The following is a 20,209-nucleotide window of genomic DNA, read 5'->3' on the forward strand; positions in this document are numbered from 1 at the left end:
ATGACGGACCGGCCCACGCTGCCTGAAGCGCGCGAGGCCCACCCGCCTGAAGCGCGCGAGGCCCGACGGTCAGCGGCTGCCGTCGGGGGCGGCCGCGTCTGCGACGGAACCGCGGCTACCGACCATCGTCCGGGGCGATCGGGACCCGGAGCTCGACCTCGGTGCCGCCGCCAGGCCGGCTGTCGACCCGCATCGTCCCACCGAGCTGCTCGACGCGGCCTTTCATGCTCTTGAGCAGGCCGATCTTGCCCTGGGCGGCCAGGCTCGGCTCGTCGTACTCAAACCCCACCCCGTCGTCGCGCACGGCCACCACCACCGCGTCCTCGTCGGCGTCGGCGAACAGCGACACCCGGGAGGCCCGGGCGTGCTCGGCGACGTTGTCGAGCGCCTGCCGGACCGCAGCGGCCAGCTCGTCGACATGGCGGACGGGCAGGGTGATGGGGCCGGTGGCGCTGACCGTGACCGGCACCGGCGACCCGGCCCGGGCGAGCGCCTCCAGCTCGGCGCGGAGCGACGCCGTCCCCGTCGGCCACTCCCGCGGCTCGCGTAGGACCAGGGCGCGCAGGGCCTCCTCCTGGGCGCCGGCCATCTCGGCCAGCCTGGCCACCTCGGCGGCCGGGACCGGACCCCCCGTGGCCAGCTCGCGGCCCCGCTTGTGGACCATGGCCAGCGCCTGCAGGACCGAGTCGTGGATCTGGCGGGCGAGCGACTCGCGCTCGGCCAGCCGGGCGGCCCGCTCGCGGGCCTGCATCGTCTCCTCGGCCGCCTGCTGGAGCTGCGCGGCCGAGCGGCCCAGGAGCTCGGCGACCAGCCCCACCGCCCCACCCGCGATGACGTGGTTGAGCATCCCGCTGGCCAGGTGCAGCAGCTGGGGCACTGACTCGTCGGCGACGTCGATGCCGTTGACCAGGTGGCTGCCGGCCAGCGACAGCCCGACCACCGCCCCGGCGACCAGGCCGCCCCGGAAGCCGAGCGTCGCGCCCCAGAACGCGTCCGCGGCCACCGGGTAGGCGCTGGCGAAGAACGGGTGGTCGCCGACCACCTGCCCGGCCGGGACGACCCAGCCGGAGAGCAAGGTCAGCGCCACGGCGAGGCCGAGGTCGACGGCGAGCACGGCGGGCGAGGGACGGGGCCGGACCACGGTGAGCCAGGCGGTCCAGGCCACGGTGACCACGATCGCGCCGGCCGCGACCAGCGGCCGTTCCAGCTCGCTGCCGAGCGCGACCAGCGACAGCCAGACCAGGGTCACCCAGCGGAAGGAGAGGATCGCGAACGCCAGCACCGAGCGGCCGCGCTCGGGCTCGGAGGTGGCTGCAGGCGTCAACGCCTCTCCTCGTCGCAACTGTCCAGGAGGCGACCCTGGAGCCGGGCCGCTCCGGCCACCTTGGCCAGGGCGGCGTGGAGCACCTCGGCCTCGGCGCTGTCGAGGTGCCCGGCGAAGTGCTCCTGGATGCCGCGGAGGTGGACGGGGGCCGCGCGCCGGAAGGCGGTCCTTCCCTTGGAGGTGAGCACCGCAAAGGTGCCTCGGCGGTCGGACGGGCAGCTCTCGCGGCGGACCAGGCCGCCGCGCTCCATGCGGTCGACCAGGCGGGTCAGGCCGCTCTTGGACAGCAGCACGGACTCGGCCAGGTCCTGCATGCGCAGGCGACCGCCAGGCGCCTTGGCGAGCCGGAGCAACACCTCGTAGGAGCCCAGGGGGAGCCCGCGCTCGTCCTTGAGCTCCCGGGCGAGAAGCTCCGTGACGGCGGCGTGGGCCTCGAGCAGGCTCCGCCAGGCGGCCAGGTGCCCGTCGCCGGGACGCTTGGACATGGTCCAGTATCCCTCGACCCCATTATCGTTGCAAGGGCAACTACTATCGCCAGCGTCGGTTGGCGACCTGGAGGAGCAGCAGCCGCAGCCGCGGCCTCCGGGCGGCGCTCCAGCCTGCCCGCGTCTCCCCCGATCTTCGCGACGAGGGCGGCGGTCTCCGCGCCAGTCGAGTTGACCAGCCCAAGCTCAGCTTGTGCAATATGCCCGCATCCCGACCGGTGGGAGGAGGCCGTATTGATCTATCTCGTGCGCCACGCCCACGCCGGCCGCAAGGAGACCTGGGCCGCCCCTGACGCGCTCCGCCCTCTCAGCGAGCCCGGCCGCCACGAGGCCGCCGGGCTGGTGGCCACCCTCAGCGACCTGCCGGTCACCCGGATCCTGTCCAGCCCCACCACCCGCTGCCTGCAGACCGTCGAGCCCCTGGCCAGGCAGCGGCGGCTGCCCATCGAGGTCGACGATCGGCTCGGCGTGGAGGCCGAGCCCGCCCGCGCCCTGAAGCTGATCGACGACCGCGCCATCGCCACAGCCGTGCTGTGCAGCCATGGCGAGCTGATCGGCCGGGTCATGGAGCAGCTCGTCGCCGACGGCCTGCGCCCGGCCGCCCCGCTCCGCTGGGCCAAGGGCTCGACCTGGGTGCTCGACTGGGACGGTGACGGGGCGCTGCGGGCCAGCTACCTGCGTCCGGTCCGCCTGCGGCCAGAACCCGTGCCGTAGGTGCCGAGCGTGCGGAGGTCGGCCTCCAGCTCGGGGGCCACCGGGCGCCGCTCGCGCAGCACCCAGGGCAGCCCCCGCACCGCGTCGAGCACGCCGGCCCGGGCCGCCGGGTCGCCGACGGCGGCGGGCAGGAGAGAGAGGGTCTGCCTGGCCACGCCGCCGAGCGGGCGCCGCAGCCAGGCCGACCAGAGCCCGTTGCGGACCTGGACCCGCCGCCGGCCGTCCGGGTCGCGGCTGGGCGAGGGGTGATGGTGGGCCATGACCTCCTCCACGTACGCGAGCCCCCAGCCCCGGGCGGCCAGGTCCATGGCGAGCAGCTCCTCCTCCCCGCCAACGCCGAACCTGGGGTGGAACCCCCGCACGGCGAGGAAGGCGCAGCGGCGCACGACCGCTCCGCAGGCGACGAACCCGAGGACGCTGGGACCGGGCAGGTCGGCGGCTGCTGGGAGCGGGCTTGCGGCCATCGCCGCGCACACCGGGTCCAGGCGCTCCCCGGGGCCGACCAGGACCCGGGCGGCGACCACCGCAAGCCTCGGGTGGCGCTCGAACAGCTCCACCGCCCGGGCCAGCGACCCGGACGCCCACCAGGAGTCGTCGTCGCTGAACGCGACATAGGGCTCGCTGACGTGCCGGGCCCCGACCGTCCGGGCAGCGGCGCCCAGGTTCCGGTCGAGCTCGACGAGGTCGACCGCCGCGTGCTGTTTGCGAACCCAGGAGACGGTCTCGTCCCCGGAGTCGTTGTCGACGACCACGACCCGGGGGCGCTCGGGCAGCCGCTGGAGGGCCGAGAGCGTGGACAGCAGCTCCTGGACGCGGTTCCTGGTCGCCACCACGACGGCGACGTTCGGGGCGGACGGGGGCATTCAACTCCTTCCGGTCGGCAGCGGATGCCTCCCCCCGGTATCCCGACCGGACCAGCGCAAACAAATGGGACCTGAGAGACAGCTAAGAGAATCACCTTAAGGTTGTTTGCTCCCCGGCTCGCCGGTTACTCGAACCTCCCACCGCAGAACCGCCTGAGCAAGCAGCGCGCAGGTTCGAGCAGCGGAAAGGACACCGATGGACCACGGAGCTTCGGGCTGCCCGCTCGGCCCCCCTGCCCGGCGGGAGGGCTGAGCGTGCGGGTGCTCGGGATCAACGCCGTCTTCCACGACCCGGCCGCCGCGCTCGTCGTCGACGGGGAGATCGTCGCCGCCGCCGAGGAGGAACGCTTCAGCCGGCGCAAGCACGGCAAGCCGCCCGTGCCGTTCGCGACCTGGGAGCTGCCGGAGCGGTCGGCAGCCTGGTGCCTGGCCGAGGCCGGCCTGGCCCCCGAGGACCTGGACGCGGTCGCCTACTCCTACGACCCGGCCCTGGCCCCGCCGGTCGGCCCGGACGTGAGCGCCGACGGCTGGGAGGGACTGCGGACCCTGTACGCCGAGCGGGCGCCGCTGTTCCTGCGGACCGCCCTTCCCGGGCTCGACCCGGCCTGCCTGCGCTACGTGCCCCATCACGTCGCCCACGCCGCCTCGGCCCACCTGGCCGCGCCCTACCGGTCGTCGAGCGTGCTGGTGCTCGACGGGCGCGGCGAGCACGCCTCGCACCTGGCCGGCAGGTCGGTCGACGGCGAGCTGGAGATCCTCGCCGCCCAGCAGCTCCCCCACTCCCTCGGGCTGCTCTACGAGGAGGTCACCGACCACCTCGGCTTCCGGCGGTCCTCCGACGAGTACAAGGTGATGGCGCTGGCCGCCTACGGCCGGCCCGCCCATCTCCGCGAGCTGCGCGAGGCGGTCCGCACCACCGGGGACGGCGGCTTCACGGTGGCCCCGATCGAGCTGGACAGCCTGGTCAAGCGGGTCCGCGCGGGCGAGCCGCTGACGTCGGAGCACGCCGACCTGGCCGCCAGCGTCCAGCTCCGGCTCCAGGAGGTGCTGCTCGAGCTGGTCCGGTGGCTCCACGCCCGCACCGGCGACCGCGACCTCACCATGGCCGGCGGCGTGGCCCTCAACTGCGTCGCCAACTCCTACCTGGCCGAGCAGGGGCCGTTCGAGCGGATCTGGGTCCAGCCGGCCGCTGGCGACGCCGGCACCGCGCTCGGCGCCGCCCTCCACGTGGCCCGGGCCCTGGGCGACCGGGTCGGGCCCATGCGCACCGCCGCACTCGGCCGCGGCTGGACCGACGAGGAGCTCGAGGCGTGGCTGGCCACGGCCAAGGTCGCCCACGAGCGCCCCGCCGACGTGGCCGACGCCGTCGCCGAGGTGGTCGCGGCCGACGGCGTGGTCGGCTGGTTCCAGGGGCGCAGCGAGTACGGCCCGCGCGCGCTCGGGCACCGCAGCCTGCTCGCCAACGCTGGCCGGGCCGCCAACCTCGAGCGCCTCAACGAGGTGAAGGGGCGGGAGCAGTTCCGCCCGGTCGCCCCGATGGTCCTCGCCGAGCGGGCCGCCGAGGTGTTCGAGGGCCCCATGCCCAGCCCTTACATGCTGTTCACCCACCGGGTCCGGCCGGAGTGGCGCGACCGGATCCCGGCGGTCGTCCACGTCGACGGCAGCGCCCGTATCCAGACCGTCGACCGGGACGACGAGCCGCTGGTGGCTCGGATGCTCGAGGCGGTCGAGCGCCGCACCGGGGTCCCCGTGGTCGTCAACACCAGCCTGAACACCGCCGGCCGGCCGATGGTCGACGACCCCAGGGACGCGCTCGAATGCTTCGGCTCGGCACCCGTCGACGTGCTCGCTCTCGGCCCCTTCCTGGTCCGCCGGGCGGCCCTCAGCAGCCGATGACCGAGCAGGCGTCACTCCCCGGCCCCCGGTTCGACGTGGTCGTGCCGACCGTTGGGCGGCCGTCGCTCGCCGTCCTGCTCGAGGCGCTCGCCAGCCAGGCCGAGCGCCTGCCCGGCCTGGTCGTGCTGGTCGACGACCGGCGCGACCGGGGACGGCCGCTGCTGCCCTGTGGGCCCCCGGCCGCGCTGGCCGGGCTGGTCAGGGTCGTGCCCGGGCGGGCCCGGGGCCCGGCGGCGGCCCGCAACGCCGGCTGGCGGGCCGGGCGGCAGCCCTGGGCCGCCTTCCTCGACGACGACGTCGTGCCCGGCCCGGCCTGGGCCGCGGAGCTGCGGGCCGATCTCGCCGGCCTGCCCCCCACGGTCGCGGGCAGCCAGGGCCGGGTCGAGGTGCCGCTGCCGCGCGGGCGGCGCCCGACCGACTGGGAGCGGAACGTCCACGGCCTCGAGTCGGCCCGCTGGGCGACCGCCGACCTCGCCTACCGGCGGTCGGTGCTGGCCGAGGTCGGCGGCTTCGACGAGCGCTTCCCGCGCGCCTACAGGGAGGACGCCGACCTCGGCCTGCGGGTTGTCCGCGCCGGGTACCGGATCGAGCGCGGGCAGCGCACGGTCCGGCACCCGGTCCGCCCGGCCGGCCCGCTGGTCAGCGTGCGCCTGCAGGCCGGCAACGCCGACGACGCGCTCATGCGGGCGCTGCACGGGCCGGGCTGGCGCGCGGCGGCCGGGGTGCCCCGCGGCCGCCGCGGGAGGCACCTGGCCGTCACCGCTGCCGGCACCACCGCGCTGGCCGCGCTCGCGGCGGGCCGCTCCCGCCTGGCCGCGATCGGGTCGGCGTTGTGGCTGGCCGGCACGGCCGAGCTGGCCTGGGCCCGTATCGCGCCCGGGCCGCGCACCCGGGCGGAGGTGGCCAGGATGCTCGGCACCAGCGTGCTGCTGCCGGCCGCCGCGACCTGGCACTGGCTGGCCGGCCTGGCTCGCACCCGCCTCCTGGCCGGCACGACCCGGAGGCCCCGGGCCAGGCCCCCGGCGCCCGGTGTCGCACCCCGGGCCAGGCCCCCGGCGCCCGGTGTCGCGCCCCCGGTCGACCCCCAGGCGGGCCCCCGGCGTCCGGCCCGGCCCGACCCGTGGCACCGGGACCACCCGGCCCGGCCCGGGCGGGATGCCGTGGTCCCGGCCCGGCCCGGGCCGGACGCCGGGACCACGGCCCGGGCCGAGCCGCTCCCGGAGGACCAGGCGACGCCAGCGCGGCCGGCGGCGGTGCTGCTCGACCGGGACGGCACCCTGGTCGTGGACGTGCCCTACAACGGCGACCCGGCGCGCGTCGAGGTCATGCCGAGCGCCAGGCGGGCGCTCGAGCGGCTGCGGGCGGCCGGCGTGCCGACCGCCGTGGTCTCAAACCAGAGCGGCGTGGGCCGCGGGCTCCTCACCCTCGAGCAGGTGGCCGCGGTCAACCGCCGGGTCGAGGAGCTGCTCGGGCCGCTCGGACCCTGGGTGGTCTGCCCGCACGCCCCGGGGCAGGGCTGCGGCTGCCGCAAGCCGGCCCCCGGCCTGGTCGAGCAGGCAGCAGGCCGGCTCGGGGTCGACCCCCGCGGCTGCGTCGTGATCGGCGACGTCGGCGCCGACGTGGAGGCCGCCCTGGCCGCCGGCGCCCGGGCCGTGCTCGTCCCCACCCCGGCGACCAGGCCCGAGGAGGTTGCCGCGGCCCCGGAGGTCGCCGCCGACCTGGAGGCCGCCGTCGACCTCGTCCTCGGCGCCCGTGCCGGTCGAGCCGGTGCCGCGCCAGCCCCCGGCCTGGAAGGACCCCGGACATGACCCCGGCCGGCACCCTGCGCGGGCGGGCAGGCGGGCCGGTGGGCAACCCGGACGGGCCTCACGTGCTCGTGGCCAGACAGGACAACGCCGGCGACGTGCTGCTGGCCGGGCCCGCGGTGCGCGCGGTGGCGGCCGGAGCGGCCCGGGTCACCCTGCTCTGCGGCCCCCGGGGCCGGGCAGCGGCGGAGCTGCTGCCCGGCGTGGACGAGGTGGTGGTCGAGGCGGCCCCCTGGATCGAGGCCGAGCCTGAGCCGGTCAGCCAGGCGGCCACCGACGCGTTCGTGGCCAGGATGGCCCGGCGCGGCGTGGACCAGGCGATCGTGCTCACCTCGTTCCACCAGAGCCCGCTGCCCCTCGCCCTGCTACTGCGGCTGGCCGGGGTCAGGACCATCGCAGCGATCAGCGTCGACTACCCGGGCTCCCTGCTCGACGTCCGCCACCGGGTCGACGAGGAGGTCCACGAGGTCGAGCGGGCCCTGTCGCTCGTGGCCACCCTCGGCTACCGGCTGCCCCAGGGCGACGGTGGCCGGCTCGCCGTGCTGCGCCCGAGGGCGGGCGAGCCGCCGCCGCTGCAGGCACCGTACGTGGTGGTCCATCCGGGTGCGTCGGTGGCCGCCCGGTCCTGGGCGCCCGGGCGCAACGCCGCGCTCGTGCGGCTGCTCGCCGACCGGGGACGCCGGGTCGTGGTCACCGGCGGGACCGGCGAGCGGGAGCTGACCGCCCTGGTCGCCGGGCCGCCCCGGCCCGAGGTGACCGACCTCGGGGGCCGCGTCGACCTGGCCGGGCTGGCCGAGGTGCTGGCCGGCGCCGACGCGGCCGTGGTGGGCAACACCGGCCCTGCCCACCTGGCCGCCGCGGTCGGCACCCCGGTGGTGTCGCTGTTCGCCCCGACGGTGCCCGCGGCCCGCTGGCGGCCCTGGGGGGTCCCGCACGTCCTGCTCGGCCGCCAGGACGCCGCCTGTGCCGGCTCCCGGGCCCGGGTGTGCCCGGTCCCCGGCCACCCGTGCCTGAACGAGGTGGACGCCGGCGAGGTCGCGGCCGCCCTCGACCGCCTGGCGGCCAGCCCGGTCACGGCCACCGGGGTGCTCGAGGGGGTGGCCGGCCGATGATGCGGGCGGGCGCACCCGGAGCGGGTGGGGTGCCGGAGGTGCGCCAGGCGCGGGCGGGCGCACCCGGAGCGTCGCGCAGCGAGGAGGGCGCGCCCAGCATGCGGGCGGGCGCACCCGGAGCGTCGCGCAGCGGGCAGGGCGCGCCAGCCAGGATCCTGCTGTGGCACGTACACGGCGCCTGGACCACCTCGTTCGTGCAGGGCCGGCACCAGTACCTGGTGCCGGTGCTCCCCGGCCGGGGCCCGGTCGGCCGGGGCCGGGCTCGCACGTACGCCTGGCCGGACTCAGCCGTCGAGGTCACCCCGGAGCAGTCGGCTCGCGCCGAGGTCGACGTGGTCGTGCTCCAACGCCCGGGGGAGCTGGACGGGCTCGCCGCCCACTGGCTCGGCGGCCGTCGGCCGGGTCGGGACGTGCCTGCCGTCTACCTCGAGCACAACGCTCCCCAGGGGCGGATCGGGGAGCTCCGCCACCCGGCCGCGGACCGCCCCGACCTCACCGTCGTCCACGTCACCCACTTCAACGACCTGTTCTGGGACTGCGGCAGCACCCCGACCCGGGTGATCGAGCACGGCGTCGTCGACCCCGGCCGGCGCTACACCGGCGAGCTGGCCCGTGCCGCCGTGGTCATCAACGAGGCGGCCCGCCGGGGCCGGGTCACCGGCACCGACCTGCTGCCCCGCCTGGCCGCCGCCGTCCCTGTCGACCTGTTCGGCATCGGGGCCGAGCAGGTCGGCCCGCCGGTGCGAGCCGTCGACGACCTGCCCCAGGCCCGGCTGCACGGCGAGATGGCCAGGCGCCGCGTCTACCTGCACCCGGTCCGCTGGACCTCGCTCGGGCTGTCGCTGCTCGAGGCGATGCACCTCGGCATGCCGGTGGTCGCACTGGCCACCACCGAGGTCGTCGAGGCGGTGCCGCCCGAGGCCGGCGTGGTCTCGACCAACGTCGACGCGCTGGCCGCCGGGCTCGCCGCCTTCGCCGCCGACCCGGAGCGGGCCCGGCTGGCCGGCCAGACGGCCCGCGCCGCCGCGCTCGCCCGCTACGGCCTCGACCGGTTCCTGGCCGCGTGGGACCGGCTGCTCGAGGAGGTGCGCGGATGAAGGTCGCGATGGTGAGCGAGCACGCGAGCCCGCTGGCGATGCTCGGCGGGGTCGATGCCGGGGGCCAGAACGTGCACGTCGCCGCCTTGTCGACCGCCCTGGCCAGGCGGGGCGTGGAGGTCGTGGTCCACACCAGGCGGGACGACCCGGAGCTGCCCGGGCGGGTCGCCTTCCCACCTGGCGTGACCGTCGAGCACGTCGACGCCGGCCCGGCCGGGCCCGTCGCCATGGACGGCCTGCTGCCCTACATGGACGAGTTCGCCGACCGGCTGCGCCGGTCCTGGCAGGCCGACCCGCCTGACCTGGTCCACGCCCACTTCTGGATGTCGGGCCGGGCGTCGCTCGCGGCCGGGCACGCGCTCGGCCTGCCGGTGGTGCAGACCTTCCATGCGCTCGGCGTGGTCAAGCGCCGGCACTACGGCGCCAGGGACCCGAGCCCACGCGAGCGCATCGGCGAGGAGGCCGCGATCGTGCGGCGGGCCGACGCCATCGTGGCGACCTGCTCGGACGAGGTGTTCGAGCTGGCCAGGATGGGCGCCGACCTGCACAGGATCGCGGTGGTGCCATGCGGGGTGGACCTCGGCCTGTTCACCCCGGCCGGGCCGGCCGAGGCGCGCCCGGCGCGGCCTGTTCAGCGCCTGGTGGTGGTGAGCCGCCTGGTCGAGCGGAAGGGCATCGGCAACGCCATCACCGCCCTTGGATCCGTGCCAGGGGCCGAGCTGGTGGTCGCGGGCGGCCCGGACGCCGGGCGGCTCGGACAGGACCCGGAGGCACGCCGCCTGGCCGCCCTGGCGGCCGAGGTGGGTGTGGCCGACCGGGTCCGGTTCCGCGGCCGGGTCGGCCGCCGGGAGGTGCCGGCGCTGCTCCGCTCGGCCGACGCGGTCGTCTGCGTGCCCTGGTACGAGCCGTTCGGGATCGTGCCGCTCGAGGCGATGGCCTGCGGTGCCCCGGTGGTCGCCTCGGCCGTGGGGGGGCTGGTCGACACCGTGGTCGACGGGGTCACCGGCCTGCACGTGCCGCCGCGCCGCCCTGACGTGCTCGCCGAGGCGCTCGGCGCCCTGCTCGGCGACCCGGACCGCCGGGCCGCGCTCGGCCGGGCCGGGGCGCGCCGGGCCAGGCGCCGCTACGGCTGGGACCGGATCGCCGGCGCCACCCTCGACGTGTACGCCAGCCTGGTCCAGGGGCGAGCCGGGCGCACCCTGCCGGAGGGGTCCGGGGAACCCCGCAGGGGTGCCCCGGTCGGCTGGGAGGGGTCCGGGGAACCCCGCAGGGGTGCCGGCATGGGACGGGTGCTGCGATGATCGTGGTGCTCGGCGACGCCCTGCTCGACCGCGACCTCGACGGCCGGGTCGAGCGGCTCAGCCCGGATGCGCCCGTTCCCGTGGTCGACGAGCCCGAGGAGCGCTGCCGACCGGGCGGCGCGGCACTGGCCGCGGTCCTGGCCGGCATGGGCGGCCAGGAGGTCGTCCTGCTGACCGCCCTGGCCGGGGACGAGCCGGGCCAGATGCTGGCCCGGCTGCTCGGAGGCGCCGGGGTGACCGTCGTCGACCTCGGCCTGGCCGGGTCGACCCCGGAAAAGGTCCGGGTGCGGGCCGAGGGCCGCTCGCTGCTCCGCGTCGACCGCGGCGTGCGGCCGGGCGCCGTCGGCGCCCTCACCGCCGCCGGCCGCCGCGCGCTGGCCGGCGCCCGGGCCGTGCTGGTCGCCGACTACGGCCGGGGCTTGGCCGCCGGGGCCGGCGTGCGAGCCGCGCTCGCTCGCCTGCCGTCCCGGGTGCCGGTCGTCTGGGACCCGCACCCGCAGGGTGCCGAGCCGGTCCCGGGGGCGCGCCTGGCCACCCCCAACCGGGCCGAGGCGGTCCGGTTCGCGCCGGAGGCGGCCGGCACCAACCCTGGCCTGGCCGCGGTGACGGCCCGGGCCCGCGCGCTCGCCAGACGCTGGGGTGCGGCCGGTGTGGCGGTGACCCTGGGCGCTCAGGGCGCCCTGCTGGTCGGTGGGGATGCTCCGCCGCTGGTGGTGCCGGCCCCGCCAGCGCCCGGCGGGGACCCGTGCGGTGCCGGGGACCGCTTCGCGGCCGCCGCGGCCGGCCTCCTGGCCGGTGGCGCGCTCCCGTCCGAGGCGGTCGCGGGTGCGGTGGCGGCCGCCTCGGCGTTCGTGGCCGCCGGGGGCGCCGCAGCAGTCCGGCTGCCGGGCTGGCCGGACGCCCCCGCACCAGCCGTGATCGTGGACATGGCGGCGGACGAGGAAGTGGCTACCGCGGCGGCCGGCGCGACCGGGGGCGACGCCTCCCGCCGGGACGTCGCCGTGGGCATGGCGGCGGCCAAGGAGGTGGCCGCCGCGGTGCGCGCCCGGAGCGGGACCGTGGTGGCCGCCGGCGGGTGCTTCGACCTGCTCCATGCCGGGCACGTGGCGACCCTGCGGGCCGCCCGCTCGCTCGGGAGCTGCCTGATCGTCTGCCTCAACTCCGACGGGTCGGTGCGACGGCTCAAGGGCCCCGGCCGGCCTCTGGTCCCCGAGGCGGACCGGGCCGCGGTGCTGGCCGCCCTCGGGTGCGTCGACGCTGTGGTGGTGTTCGAGGAGCGCACCCCCGAGGCGGTGCTGGACCGGCTCCGGCCGGACGTGTTCGCCAAGGGTGGCGACTACGCCCTGTCCGACCTGCCCGAGGCGGGCCTGCTCGCGTCCTGGGGCGGCCAGGCCGTGGTGCTCCCCTACCTCCCCGGGCGCTCCACCACCAACCTGATGAAGGAGGTCGTCCGCCGTGGCAACCGATGAGATGGCAGCGCGCCGGGCCTTGCACGCTGCAGGCGAGCAGCCCTTGCACGCTGCAGGCGAGCAGCCCTTCCGCGCTGCAGGCGAGCAGCCCTTGCACGCTCCAGGCGCGGCCGGCCCGGCGAAGGATGCCTTGCGTGCTTCAGGCAGAGATGCCTTCCGTGCTTCAGGCAAGGAGGCCGGCCCGGTGGTCGTGACCGGCGGGTCGTCGGGCCTGGGCGCGGCCGTGGTGCGGGCGGTCGCCGCGGTCGGCGGCACCCCGGTCGTGCTCGACCGGGTCCGGCCCCCCTCGGACGTGGAGCACGAGCTGGTCGACCTGGCCGACGGCAGGGCGGCCGAGGCAGCCGTGCGGGCAGTGGCCGAGCGGCACGCCGGCCTGCGCGCGGTGGTGACCGCCGCGGGCACCGACAGCTGCGGCCGGCTCGCCGACGTGCCCGCGGACGCGTGGGAGCGGGTGGTGCTGGTCAACCTGGTCGGCACGGCTGCGGTGGTGCGGGCCGCCCTGCCCTACCTGGAACGTGTGCGCGGCAGGGTGGTCACCGTCGCCTCGACCCTCGGGCTGCGCGCGGTGAGCGACGCCACCGCCTACTGTGCGAGCAAGTTCGGGGTGGTCGGGTTCACCCGTGCGCTGGCGGCCGAGACCGCCGGCCGCGTGGGGGTCACCCTGCTCGTCCCCGGCGGCATGCACACCGCGTTCTTCGACGACCGCACCGAGCAGTACAAGCCGCCGCCGGACACCAAGCTGAACCAGCCCGAGGACGTCGCCGAGGCCGTGCTGTTCGCGCTCGAGCAGCCGCCCGGCTGCGAGATCCGCGAGCTGGTCGTCGCCCCGTCCACGGAGACCTCCTGGCCATGACCACCCGCCAGCCGCCTGGTGGCACGCCGGTCACGGGACGGCCGCTGGTGGCCGTGCTGCGCGCGCTCGGGCTCGGCGACCTGCTGACCGGCGTGCCCGCCCTGCACGCTCTGGCCGACGCCTTCCCCCGCCACCACCGGGTGCTCGCCACCCGAGCGGCGCTGGCGCCGCTGGCCCACTGCACGGGTACGGTCGACGAGGTGGTTCCCACCGACGGGCTCGCGGGCCCGCCGCACCCACGGCTGCGCCACGCCGCGGTCGCTGTCAACCTGCACGGCGCCGGTCCGCAGAGCCACCGGCTCCTGCTCGCGGCCGAGCCCGGGGCCCTGGTCGCCTTCGCCCACCCCGCGGTCGCGGGCAGCGCCCTGGGCCCGGGCTGGCGTGCCGACGAGCACGAGGTGGCCCGCTGGTGCCGCCTGCTCGGCGAGCACGGCATCCCGGCCGATCCGGGACGCCTCGACCTGGAGCTGCCCCCCGGCCCCGCGCCGGACGGCGCCTGCGGGGCCACCCTGCTCCACCCGGGCGCCGGAAGCCCGGCCCGGCGCTGGCCGCCGGATCGCTTCGCGGCCGTGGCCGCCGCGGAGCTGGCGCGGGGACGGGGGGTGGTGGTGACCGCCGGGCCGGGCGAGGCCGCGCTCGCCCGCGGCGTGGCCCGCCGAGCCGGCCTGCCCGGCCGGGCGGTCCACTCGGTCGGGGGCGACGTGCTCGCGCTCGGCCGCCTGGTCGCGGCCGCCGGCCGGGTCGTGTGCGGCGACACCGGCGTGGCCCACCTGGCCACCGCGCTCGGCACGCCCTCGGTGGTGCTGTGCGGGCCGGTCTCCCCCGCCCTGTGGGGGCCGCCGGCCGCCCGGCCCTGGCACCGGGCGCTCTGGGCCGGCCGCAGCGGCGACCCGCACGCCGCGCGGCCCGACCCCGGCCTGCTCGCCCTCTCGGTCGACGACGTGCTCCAGGCGCTCAGCGAGCTCTGGAGCCCCGGTCAAGTACCCACAGCGTGCGGCTCCGAGGCTCCAAGAAGGCCCAGCGTGCACGACCGCGGCGCCGATGCTTGACCAGGGCTCCAGGGGGGACGGGGACCTCGCCCGCTTCGGGCAGGCCTGTCAGGCCTTGACGATGCGGTCGTAGGCCGCCTGCCACTTCTGCAGCTTCTCTCCGCTCGGGGTGATGACCGAGAGCTTCACCGAGGCGGGCGGGTAGATGGTGGGGTCCTGGAGCTGCTCCTCGGGGAGGAGCGCCTTCGCCAGCGTCACCGGGGTCCCGTAGGAGACATATCTGGAAATCCGTGCGTTCACCGTCGGTGTGAGCACGTAGTTCATGAACAGGGCGGCGTTCTTCGGGTGGGGCGCGCCCTTGGGGATGCACATCACGTCCGTCCAGCGCAACGACCCCTCCTTGGGGATCGCGTAGGCCACGTTGCGGTTGCGCTCGGCCGCCTGGAACACGTCGCCGCTCCATCCGTGCGCGATCCAGGTCTGGTTCTTGGCCAGCTCGTCGATGTAGGTGTCGCTCGAGAACTTGCTGACCCTGCCCTTGAGCGAGCGGACCAGCCTGACGACCTGGGCCAGGTCGGCGTCCGCGGTGGAGTTCGGGGCCTTGCCGAGGTAGATGAGCGCGCAGTTGATCAGCTCGCTCACCTCGCGGAGCAGCGAGACCCGCCCGGCCATCTGGGGCGCGGGGTCGAACAGCGGCTTCCACGAGTCGATCTTCCCGCCCGGGACCTTGGCCACGTTGTAGCCGATGCCGGTCGTGCCCCACTGCCAGGGGATCGTGTACTGGTTGCCCGGGTCGTAGTCGGTGTCCACGAAGGCCCGGTCCAGGTTGCGCAGGTTGGGGATGAGCTCCCGGCGCAGCGGCTCGATGAGGCCGAGGTCACGGTAGGTGGGGATGAACCAGTGGGTCGGCACGATGATGTCGAACTGGGTGCGCCCGGCCTTCATCTTGGCCAGCAGGTCGTCGTTGGACGAGTAGACGTCGTAGTTCACCCGGATGCCGGAGTGGGCCTGGAACGCGGGGATGCTGCGGTCGTCGATGTAGTCGCTCCAGTTGTAGATGCTCAGGAGCTGCTCGGGCACCCGGTTCTCGGCCCCGGGCGGGACCTTGCATGCCCGCTCCGCCGTGCAGCCAGCCAGGCCGGCCGCGCCGAGCAGCGCGCCCACCCGCAGGAACGCCCGGCGGCCGATTCGTGCCCGGGGGTGCTGCACCAACAGGTTCAGCTCGCGTCCGTCGCGGTCCCTTGCCACTCCTGCCTCCTCGCTGCGCCCTGCCCCGTCGACCCCGTCGACCCCGTCGGTCGCTAGGACTGGCGGACGACGACCTCGTCGACCAACAGCCCCTGGCCCTGCGAGACACCCTCGACGATCACCTGGACCGCGAGGGTGCCCGGCTTGGTGACCCGGTGCGCCACGTCCATCCGCTGCCAGCGCGGGTCCGGCACCGTCCTGGCCACGGTCTGGGACGTCTCGCTCGTGCCGTCGTGGGTGACGACAAGGCTGAGCGCCACCCGCACCCCGGGCGTGCCCGAGCGGACCCAGACCGTGGCGTCGTACACGGCACCGGCCCGAGCCTGCGGGACCACGGACGGGGCGACGATGCCCACCCGGGCGGGCCCGGCGGTGGTCGCCTGGACCAGCGCACTCGACCCGGAGGTGCGACCGCCCAGCTCGCGGGTCACGTTCGCCGGTCCGAGCCGCTGCCAGCCCGAGAGGTCCCGTTCGAAGCTCCAGTTGGCGAGCAGGTTGCCCACTGCCGTGGGGACCGGCCCCGGCGCCTCGGGCGTCGAGGTGCCGGCCACCGGGGCGGTGGCGCCCACATTGGCCTTCGGGGCGGTCGCGCCCACATTGGCCTTCGGGGCGGTCGCGCCCACATTGGCCTTCGGGGTGGTGGCGCCCACATTGGCCTTCGAGGCGGGCCGCTGGGCCGCGCTGATCATCCGGGTGAGCGGGACGCCCACCACGATCATGGCGACGACCAGTCCGAGCACGCCCATGACCGACCGCACCTCGACCCTCGACCGGTCCGGCTTGGGCGCTGCATGCCGCCCACCGCGGTCGGGCACGACGATCTGGGCCTGGCTCCGGGACTCGGACGGCGGGGGCGGCTTCGAACCCCAGGGAGCCGGGTGCAGGCGTTCGGAGGCCGGCTCCCGGCTGGACGGATAATCGGGATCGTCCATCTAGGCCACCTGGGAAGTTGGGCCGGGGAACTCAGACACTAATCGAGCGGTCTCGGTGCCCGCAAGCAAAAGGAGACCGCTCGCTCGCCTTCGCGACACCGGGTGAAATCACACTCTATGCATGCAAAATCTGTTGAACCGTCTCGTAGGCCCGGAATTCATCGGTAGCGGTACCGAAACTACGGCGGCCGTTGCCCGCGTAGTTGGTGACGGCAAGAGACCCGTGCTGGACCCGAAAGGGGAGGACACGTCGACGGCCTCGACGGCACCGCACCCTCTGGACCCTGCTGTCCAGCTGGTCCAGGTGGACGCGAGCTGGCATCTCCCGCTTCGGGCGGCTGGCCTCGCGCTCCGGGCGGCTGGCCTCGCGCGCTTCAGGCTGCTGGCCTCCCCGCTTCGGGCAGTGGCGTCAGACCATCGCCATCGCGGTGCGGGGTAGGGCGTCGGCAGCGATGCCGAGGACGTCGAGGATGCGGCGGTTGACCTCGCCGACCCGTCCCTGGGCGTCGACCACCGCCAGCAGCCCGCGGTGCATGTAGTAGTCGACCAGCAGCCGGGTCTTGGTGGCGAACACCTCGAGCCGGTGGCGGATCGTCTCCTCGCCGTCGTCGGAGCGGTGCAGCTCGGCCGAGCGCCCGGCCAGGCGGCGGAACAGCTCGTCCTCGGCAACCTCGAAGTTCATCACACCGTCCAGAGGGCTGCGCAGCTCGGCCAGGCGCAGGTCGAGCGCCTCGGCCTGGGCCACTGTGCGCGGGAAGCCGTCGAGGAGGAAGCCGTGCTCGCAGTCGGGCTCGGAGAGGCGCTCCATCACCATGGCGATCACGACCTCGTCTGGTACGAGGTCGCCGCGGTCCATGTAGCACTGGGCGGTGCGGCCGAGCGCGGTGCCCTCGGCTACGCTGGCCCGGAAGATGTCGCCGGTGGCGATGTGGGGCGTGCCGCTGTGCTGGGAGAGCAGCATGGCCTGGGTGCCTTTGCCGGCTCCGGGCGGACCTAGGAGAACGATTCGCATGCAACTGCTCCGTCCGGGGTCGGTGCTGGGGAGACTACCGAGGGTAGGGGGTGCTCTTGTCATCGGTCCAATAGTTCGTTTTGATTACTGAGATAGGCAAGTTCGATGGTGACGAAGGTCGCCATTCGGAAGGGTGGCGCATGCTGCCGCAGATCGAGGCCTTCCTGGAAGTGGCAAGACGGCAGAACCTGAGCCGCGCAGCCGACGCCTTGTTCATCTCCCAGCCGACGGTCACCGCCCGGCTGCAGAGCCTGGAGGCCAACCTCGACGAGAAGCTGTTCGTGCGCACCCGCCGGGGGATGCGGCTTACCGAGGCAGGCGAGGCGTTCTTGCCCTACGCCGAGCGGGCGGTGCAGGCGATCGCGGACGGCCGGGAACGCCTGGACGAGCTGCGCCGCGGCTCCGCAGGCAAGCTCGTGCTCGGCGCGCCCCCCACCGTCAGCGCCTACGCGCTCCCCCTGATCCTGGTCCGCTTCACCGACGAGCACCCGAGCGTCCGCCTGGTGCTCAAGAGCGGCACGTCCGAGGAGATCCTCGACATGGTCCTCCAGGACCAGGTGCAGGTCGGCCTCATCCGCGCCCTCGGGCATCAGGACGTCGACAGCTTCCCGGTCTACTCCGACACCCTGGTCCTGATCGCCGGGCCGTTGCACCGGCTGGCCAACGCGCGCCGGGTCCGCCTGACCGACCTGGCCGGCGAGTCGCTGATCCTGTTCGGGCGCAGCTCGAGCTACCGCGACTTCACCACCGCGATCTTCCGGCAGGCCGGCGTCCTGCCCGGTGGGGTCATGGAGCTCGACAACATCGAGGCGGCCAAGAAGATGGTCGAGCGCGGGCTCGGGATCTCCCTCGTCCCGCAGAGCGCGGTCACCGTCGAGCTGGCCGCGGGCACGCTGCGCCTGGTCGACCTGAGCGACGGCGCTCCCGCCCAGCGGGAGATCGTGGCCGTGCGCCGGCGCGACGCGGGACCGCCGTCCGGCGCCGTGGTGGCGTTCATGCGCCTGCTCGCCGAGCTGCGCCACCAGCTCGAGCAGGGCGCGGCCAGCGGCACGCCCCCCGGTCCGGGCCGCTGACCAGGGACCGGACGCCGACCGGGGACGGCACGCTCACCGGGACGGCACGCTCACCGGGGAGAGGTGCCCGGCCAGGCCAGCGGCCATGCCGCCAGGCCAGCGGCCATGCCGCCCGGCCCGCCGCGGGAGGCGGGCGGTAGCGCCGGCCGGGGGCGAGCCGGCTCGGCGCTACCGTACCGTCCCTACCTGCCGAGCACCTCCCGGCGGACGGCGACTGCGGTGTCGGTGTTGTCGGTGAACAGGCCGTCGATGCCGAGCTGGAGGAAGAGCCGCAGCTCGCCCGGGAAGTCGCCGACCGCCCCCAGGTACACCGGGCTGGCCGGGTTCCCCTGCCGGAAGTCCTCGGGCAGGAAGAAGTTCTCGCGCCGGAAGGTGAACGGATGGACGAGCAGGCCGGCCTGGTGCGCGTCGCGCACCAGCGTGGTGGGCGCCTGCAGGCGGTTGCTCGCGTCACGGGGCACGATCAGGTTCTTGCTCGGGCCAATGCCGTCGGCGTAGGTGGCGATCTCGGCCAGGCCGGCCGGGGTGGCCAGGTCGGCGTAGGTCCGAGGGTCGCCGGACACGACGAAGTCGTAGGGCTTGCCGGTCGCGTCGAGGAGCTGGATCAGCGGCAGGTCGGTGCGCTTGCGGAGCTCCTTCAGGTTGCCGACCTCGAACGACTGGATGAACACAGGCGCCCGCCGCCCGCGGTACCCCGCGTCTTGCAGGGTGGCCAGGAGCGGCTCCTCGAGCGACAGCCCGACCGAGTCGAAGTAGGTCGGGTGCTTGGTCTCCGGGTAGACGCCGACGTGCCTCCGCTTGGCCAGGGCGACGACCTCCGCGAAGGTGGGGACCTGGTAGAGGCCGTCGAACGCAGTGTTGGTGGGCCGGATGTCGGGGATGCGTTCCTTGGCGCGCAGCGTCTTCAGCTCGGCCAACGTGAAGTCCTCGGTGAACCAGCCGGTCAGGGAGGTGCCGTCGATGACCTTGGTGGCCTTCCGGCCGGCGAACTCCGCGTGGGTGGCCACGTCGGTCGTGCCCGAGATCTCGTTCTCGTGGCGGGCGACCAGGACGTGGTCCTTGGTCGACACCAGGTCGGGCTCGATGAAGTCGGCCCCCATGTCGATGGCCAGCTCGTAGGCGGCGAGGGTGTGCTCGGGCCGGTAGCCGCTGGCGCCGCGGTGGGCGAGGACCAGCGGGAGCGCGCGCTTCTTGCCAAGCGACGCGGCCTGGTCCTTCTCCGAGGCGGCACCAGCGGCTACCGGCACCAGCGGGAGGGCGAGCAGCACCGCGACCAACAGCCACGGCACCGGGCGGATCTTGACGGGTCTCATGACAGGCCACCTCCGAGGGTCGGCGGGAGGGTCCGGCGACCCCACACCTTACGGGCGAAATGCAGCGAAGTGAAGAACGCTTCACACCTTGCCGGACCGGATGCCTCGATGCCGGACCGGATGCCTCGATCCCGGCTGCGGCCGGCGGACACCGGCCAGCAGGAGAAGGCGGGCAGCGTTCTCGGCAGTATTCCGCCTTGACACCGCCCGACCAGATGGGTGTCAGATGTCAGGTGCGGAGGCCATGTCCGGATGCCAGCCGGAGCGGCGTGGCAACCTGTGCGCTGACTCGCGCCGCGGAGGCGAGGACGTGACCGAAGCTCAACCGAGAGGCGGCGGGCCGACCGTCCGTCGCATGCTGGTCGGCGCCCAGCTCCGCCGGCTCCGCACCGAGCAGGGCATCACCCGCGAGCAGGCCGGCGAGGCGATCCGCGCATCCGAATGGAAGATCCACCGGCTGGAGAACGGCCAGGTCGGCCTCAAGGACCACGATGTGGTCGACCTGCTCAAGCTCTACGGCGTGAACGACCCGGGCGAGGTCGCCACGTTCGTCGCGATGGCCCGCGAGGCCAACGAGCCTGGCTGGTGGCACCGGTACAACGATCTTCTCCCGCAGTGGTTCCGGGCCTACGTGGATCTCGAGTCGGCGGCCACGCTCATCCGGACCTATCAGGGCCAGTTCGTCCCCGGCCTGCTGCAGACCGAGGACTACATGCGCGCGGT

At 75.3% G+C, this 20,209-nt stretch carries 18 protein-coding genes; 11 read left to right on the plus strand and 7 right to left on the minus strand.

The window, feature by feature from the left end; all coding sequences use genetic code 11:
- Window positions 1-115: 115 nt before the first annotated feature.
- Window positions 116-1,324, minus strand: coding sequence for an ATP-binding protein (locus VG276_11705; GenBank protein ID HEV8650042.1), 1,209 nt, complete (start codon window positions 1,322-1,324; stop codon window positions 116-118).
- Complete coding sequence (locus VG276_11710) at window positions 1,321-1,809, minus strand: MarR family transcriptional regulator (GenBank protein HEV8650043.1); 489 nt, start codon at window positions 1,807-1,809, stop codon at window positions 1,321-1,323. The genes VG276_11705 and VG276_11710 overlap by 4 nt, the downstream gene beginning before the upstream one ends.
- A gap of 234 nt (window positions 1,810-2,043) precedes the next feature.
- Between VG276_11710 and VG276_11715 the strand changes: the two genes are divergently transcribed.
- On the plus strand, window positions 2,044-2,523 hold the full coding sequence (locus tag VG276_11715) for a phosphoglycerate mutase family protein (GenBank protein ID HEV8650044.1): 480 nt from the start codon (window positions 2,044-2,046) through the stop codon (window positions 2,521-2,523).
- On the opposite strand, the gene VG276_11720 is transcribed toward VG276_11715, so the two are convergent.
- A complete protein-coding gene (locus tag VG276_11720) occupies window positions 2,481-3,386 on the minus strand; it encodes a glycosyltransferase (protein ID HEV8650045.1) in 906 nt (301 codons plus the stop codon). The two genes, VG276_11715 and VG276_11720, sit on opposite strands and share 43 nt — an antisense overlap.
- Before the next feature lie 255 nt (window positions 3,387-3,641).
- Here VG276_11720 and VG276_11725 point away from each other — a divergent pair, with 255 nt between their 5' ends.
- From VG276_11725 to VG276_11760, 8 genes are all read left to right on the plus strand, one after another.
- Window positions 3,642-5,282 carry a carbamoyltransferase C-terminal domain-containing protein gene (locus VG276_11725; protein HEV8650046.1) on the plus strand — a complete coding sequence of 547 codons (1,641 nt, stop codon included), beginning with the start codon at window positions 3,642-3,644 and terminating at the stop codon, window positions 5,280-5,282.
- Window positions 5,279-7,090 carry an HAD-IIIA family hydrolase gene (locus VG276_11730; GenBank protein ID HEV8650047.1) on the plus strand — a complete coding sequence of 604 codons (1,812 nt, stop codon included), beginning with the start codon at window positions 5,279-5,281 and terminating at the stop codon, window positions 7,088-7,090. The genes VG276_11725 and VG276_11730 overlap by 4 nt, the downstream gene beginning before the upstream one ends.
- Complete coding sequence (locus VG276_11735; GenBank protein HEV8650048.1) at window positions 7,087-8,199, plus strand: glycosyltransferase family 9 protein; 1,113 nt, start codon at window positions 7,087-7,089, stop codon at window positions 8,197-8,199. The genes VG276_11730 and VG276_11735 overlap by 4 nt, the downstream gene beginning before the upstream one ends.
- A gap of 98 nt (window positions 8,200-8,297) precedes the next feature.
- The gene (locus VG276_11740; GenBank protein ID HEV8650049.1) at window positions 8,298-9,296 is read left to right on the plus strand and encodes a glycosyltransferase; all 999 of its coding nucleotides are present in this window, start codon (window positions 8,298-8,300) and stop codon (window positions 9,294-9,296) included.
- A complete protein-coding gene (locus VG276_11745; GenBank protein HEV8650050.1) occupies window positions 9,293-10,597 on the plus strand; it encodes a glycosyltransferase in 1,305 nt (434 codons plus the stop codon). The genes VG276_11740 and VG276_11745 overlap by 4 nt, the downstream gene beginning before the upstream one ends.
- A complete protein-coding gene (locus VG276_11750; protein ID HEV8650051.1) occupies window positions 10,594-12,066 on the plus strand; it encodes a PfkB family carbohydrate kinase in 1,473 nt (490 codons plus the stop codon). Before VG276_11745 ends, VG276_11750 begins: the two co-directional genes overlap by 4 nt.
- Window positions 12,067-12,250: 184 nt before the next feature.
- Entirely contained in the window at window positions 12,251-12,919 is a 669-nt protein-coding gene (locus tag VG276_11755; protein HEV8650052.1) for an SDR family oxidoreductase, read from the plus strand.
- Entirely contained in the window at window positions 12,916-13,968 is a 1,053-nt protein-coding gene (locus VG276_11760; GenBank protein HEV8650053.1) for a glycosyltransferase family 9 protein, read from the plus strand. The genes VG276_11755 and VG276_11760 overlap by 4 nt, the downstream gene beginning before the upstream one ends.
- A 48-nt stretch (window positions 13,969-14,016) precedes the next feature.
- On the opposite strand, the gene VG276_11765 is transcribed toward VG276_11760, so the two are convergent.
- The 3 genes from VG276_11765 to VG276_11775 form a co-directional block, all read right to left on the minus strand.
- Window positions 14,017-15,156, minus strand: a complete 1,140-nt coding sequence (locus VG276_11765; GenBank protein ID HEV8650054.1) for a spermidine/putrescine ABC transporter substrate-binding protein — start codon at window positions 15,154-15,156, stop codon at window positions 14,017-14,019.
- A 53-nt stretch (window positions 15,157-15,209) separates the two neighbouring features.
- Complete coding sequence (locus VG276_11770) at window positions 15,210-16,088, minus strand: hypothetical protein (protein ID HEV8650055.1); 879 nt, start codon at window positions 16,086-16,088, stop codon at window positions 15,210-15,212.
- Between the two features lie 409 nt (window positions 16,089-16,497).
- Window positions 16,498-17,100, minus strand: coding sequence for an adenylate kinase (locus VG276_11775; protein ID HEV8650056.1), 603 nt, complete (start codon window positions 17,098-17,100; stop codon window positions 16,498-16,500).
- Between the two features lie 140 nt (window positions 17,101-17,240).
- Between VG276_11775 and VG276_11780 the strand changes: the two genes are divergently transcribed.
- Window positions 17,241-18,173, plus strand: coding sequence for a LysR family transcriptional regulator (locus tag VG276_11780; protein ID HEV8650057.1), 933 nt, complete (start codon window positions 17,241-17,243; stop codon window positions 18,171-18,173).
- 182 nt (window positions 18,174-18,355) lie between these two features.
- On the opposite strand, the gene VG276_11785 is transcribed toward VG276_11780, so the two are convergent.
- Entirely contained in the window at window positions 18,356-19,486 is a 1,131-nt protein-coding gene (locus VG276_11785) for a glycerophosphodiester phosphodiesterase (GenBank protein HEV8650058.1), read from the minus strand.
- Window positions 19,487-19,841: 355 nt separating this feature from the next.
- Between VG276_11785 and VG276_11790 the strand changes: the two genes are divergently transcribed.
- Window positions 19,842-20,209, plus strand: a 368-nt coding sequence (locus VG276_11790) for a Scr1 family TA system antitoxin-like transcriptional regulator (protein HEV8650059.1), incomplete at its 3' end; no start/stop codon positions are given.

This window comes from Actinomycetes bacterium (genome assembly GCA_036000965.1).
GTDB lineage: Bacteria > Actinomycetota > CALGFH01 > CALGFH01 > CALGFH01 > DASYUT01.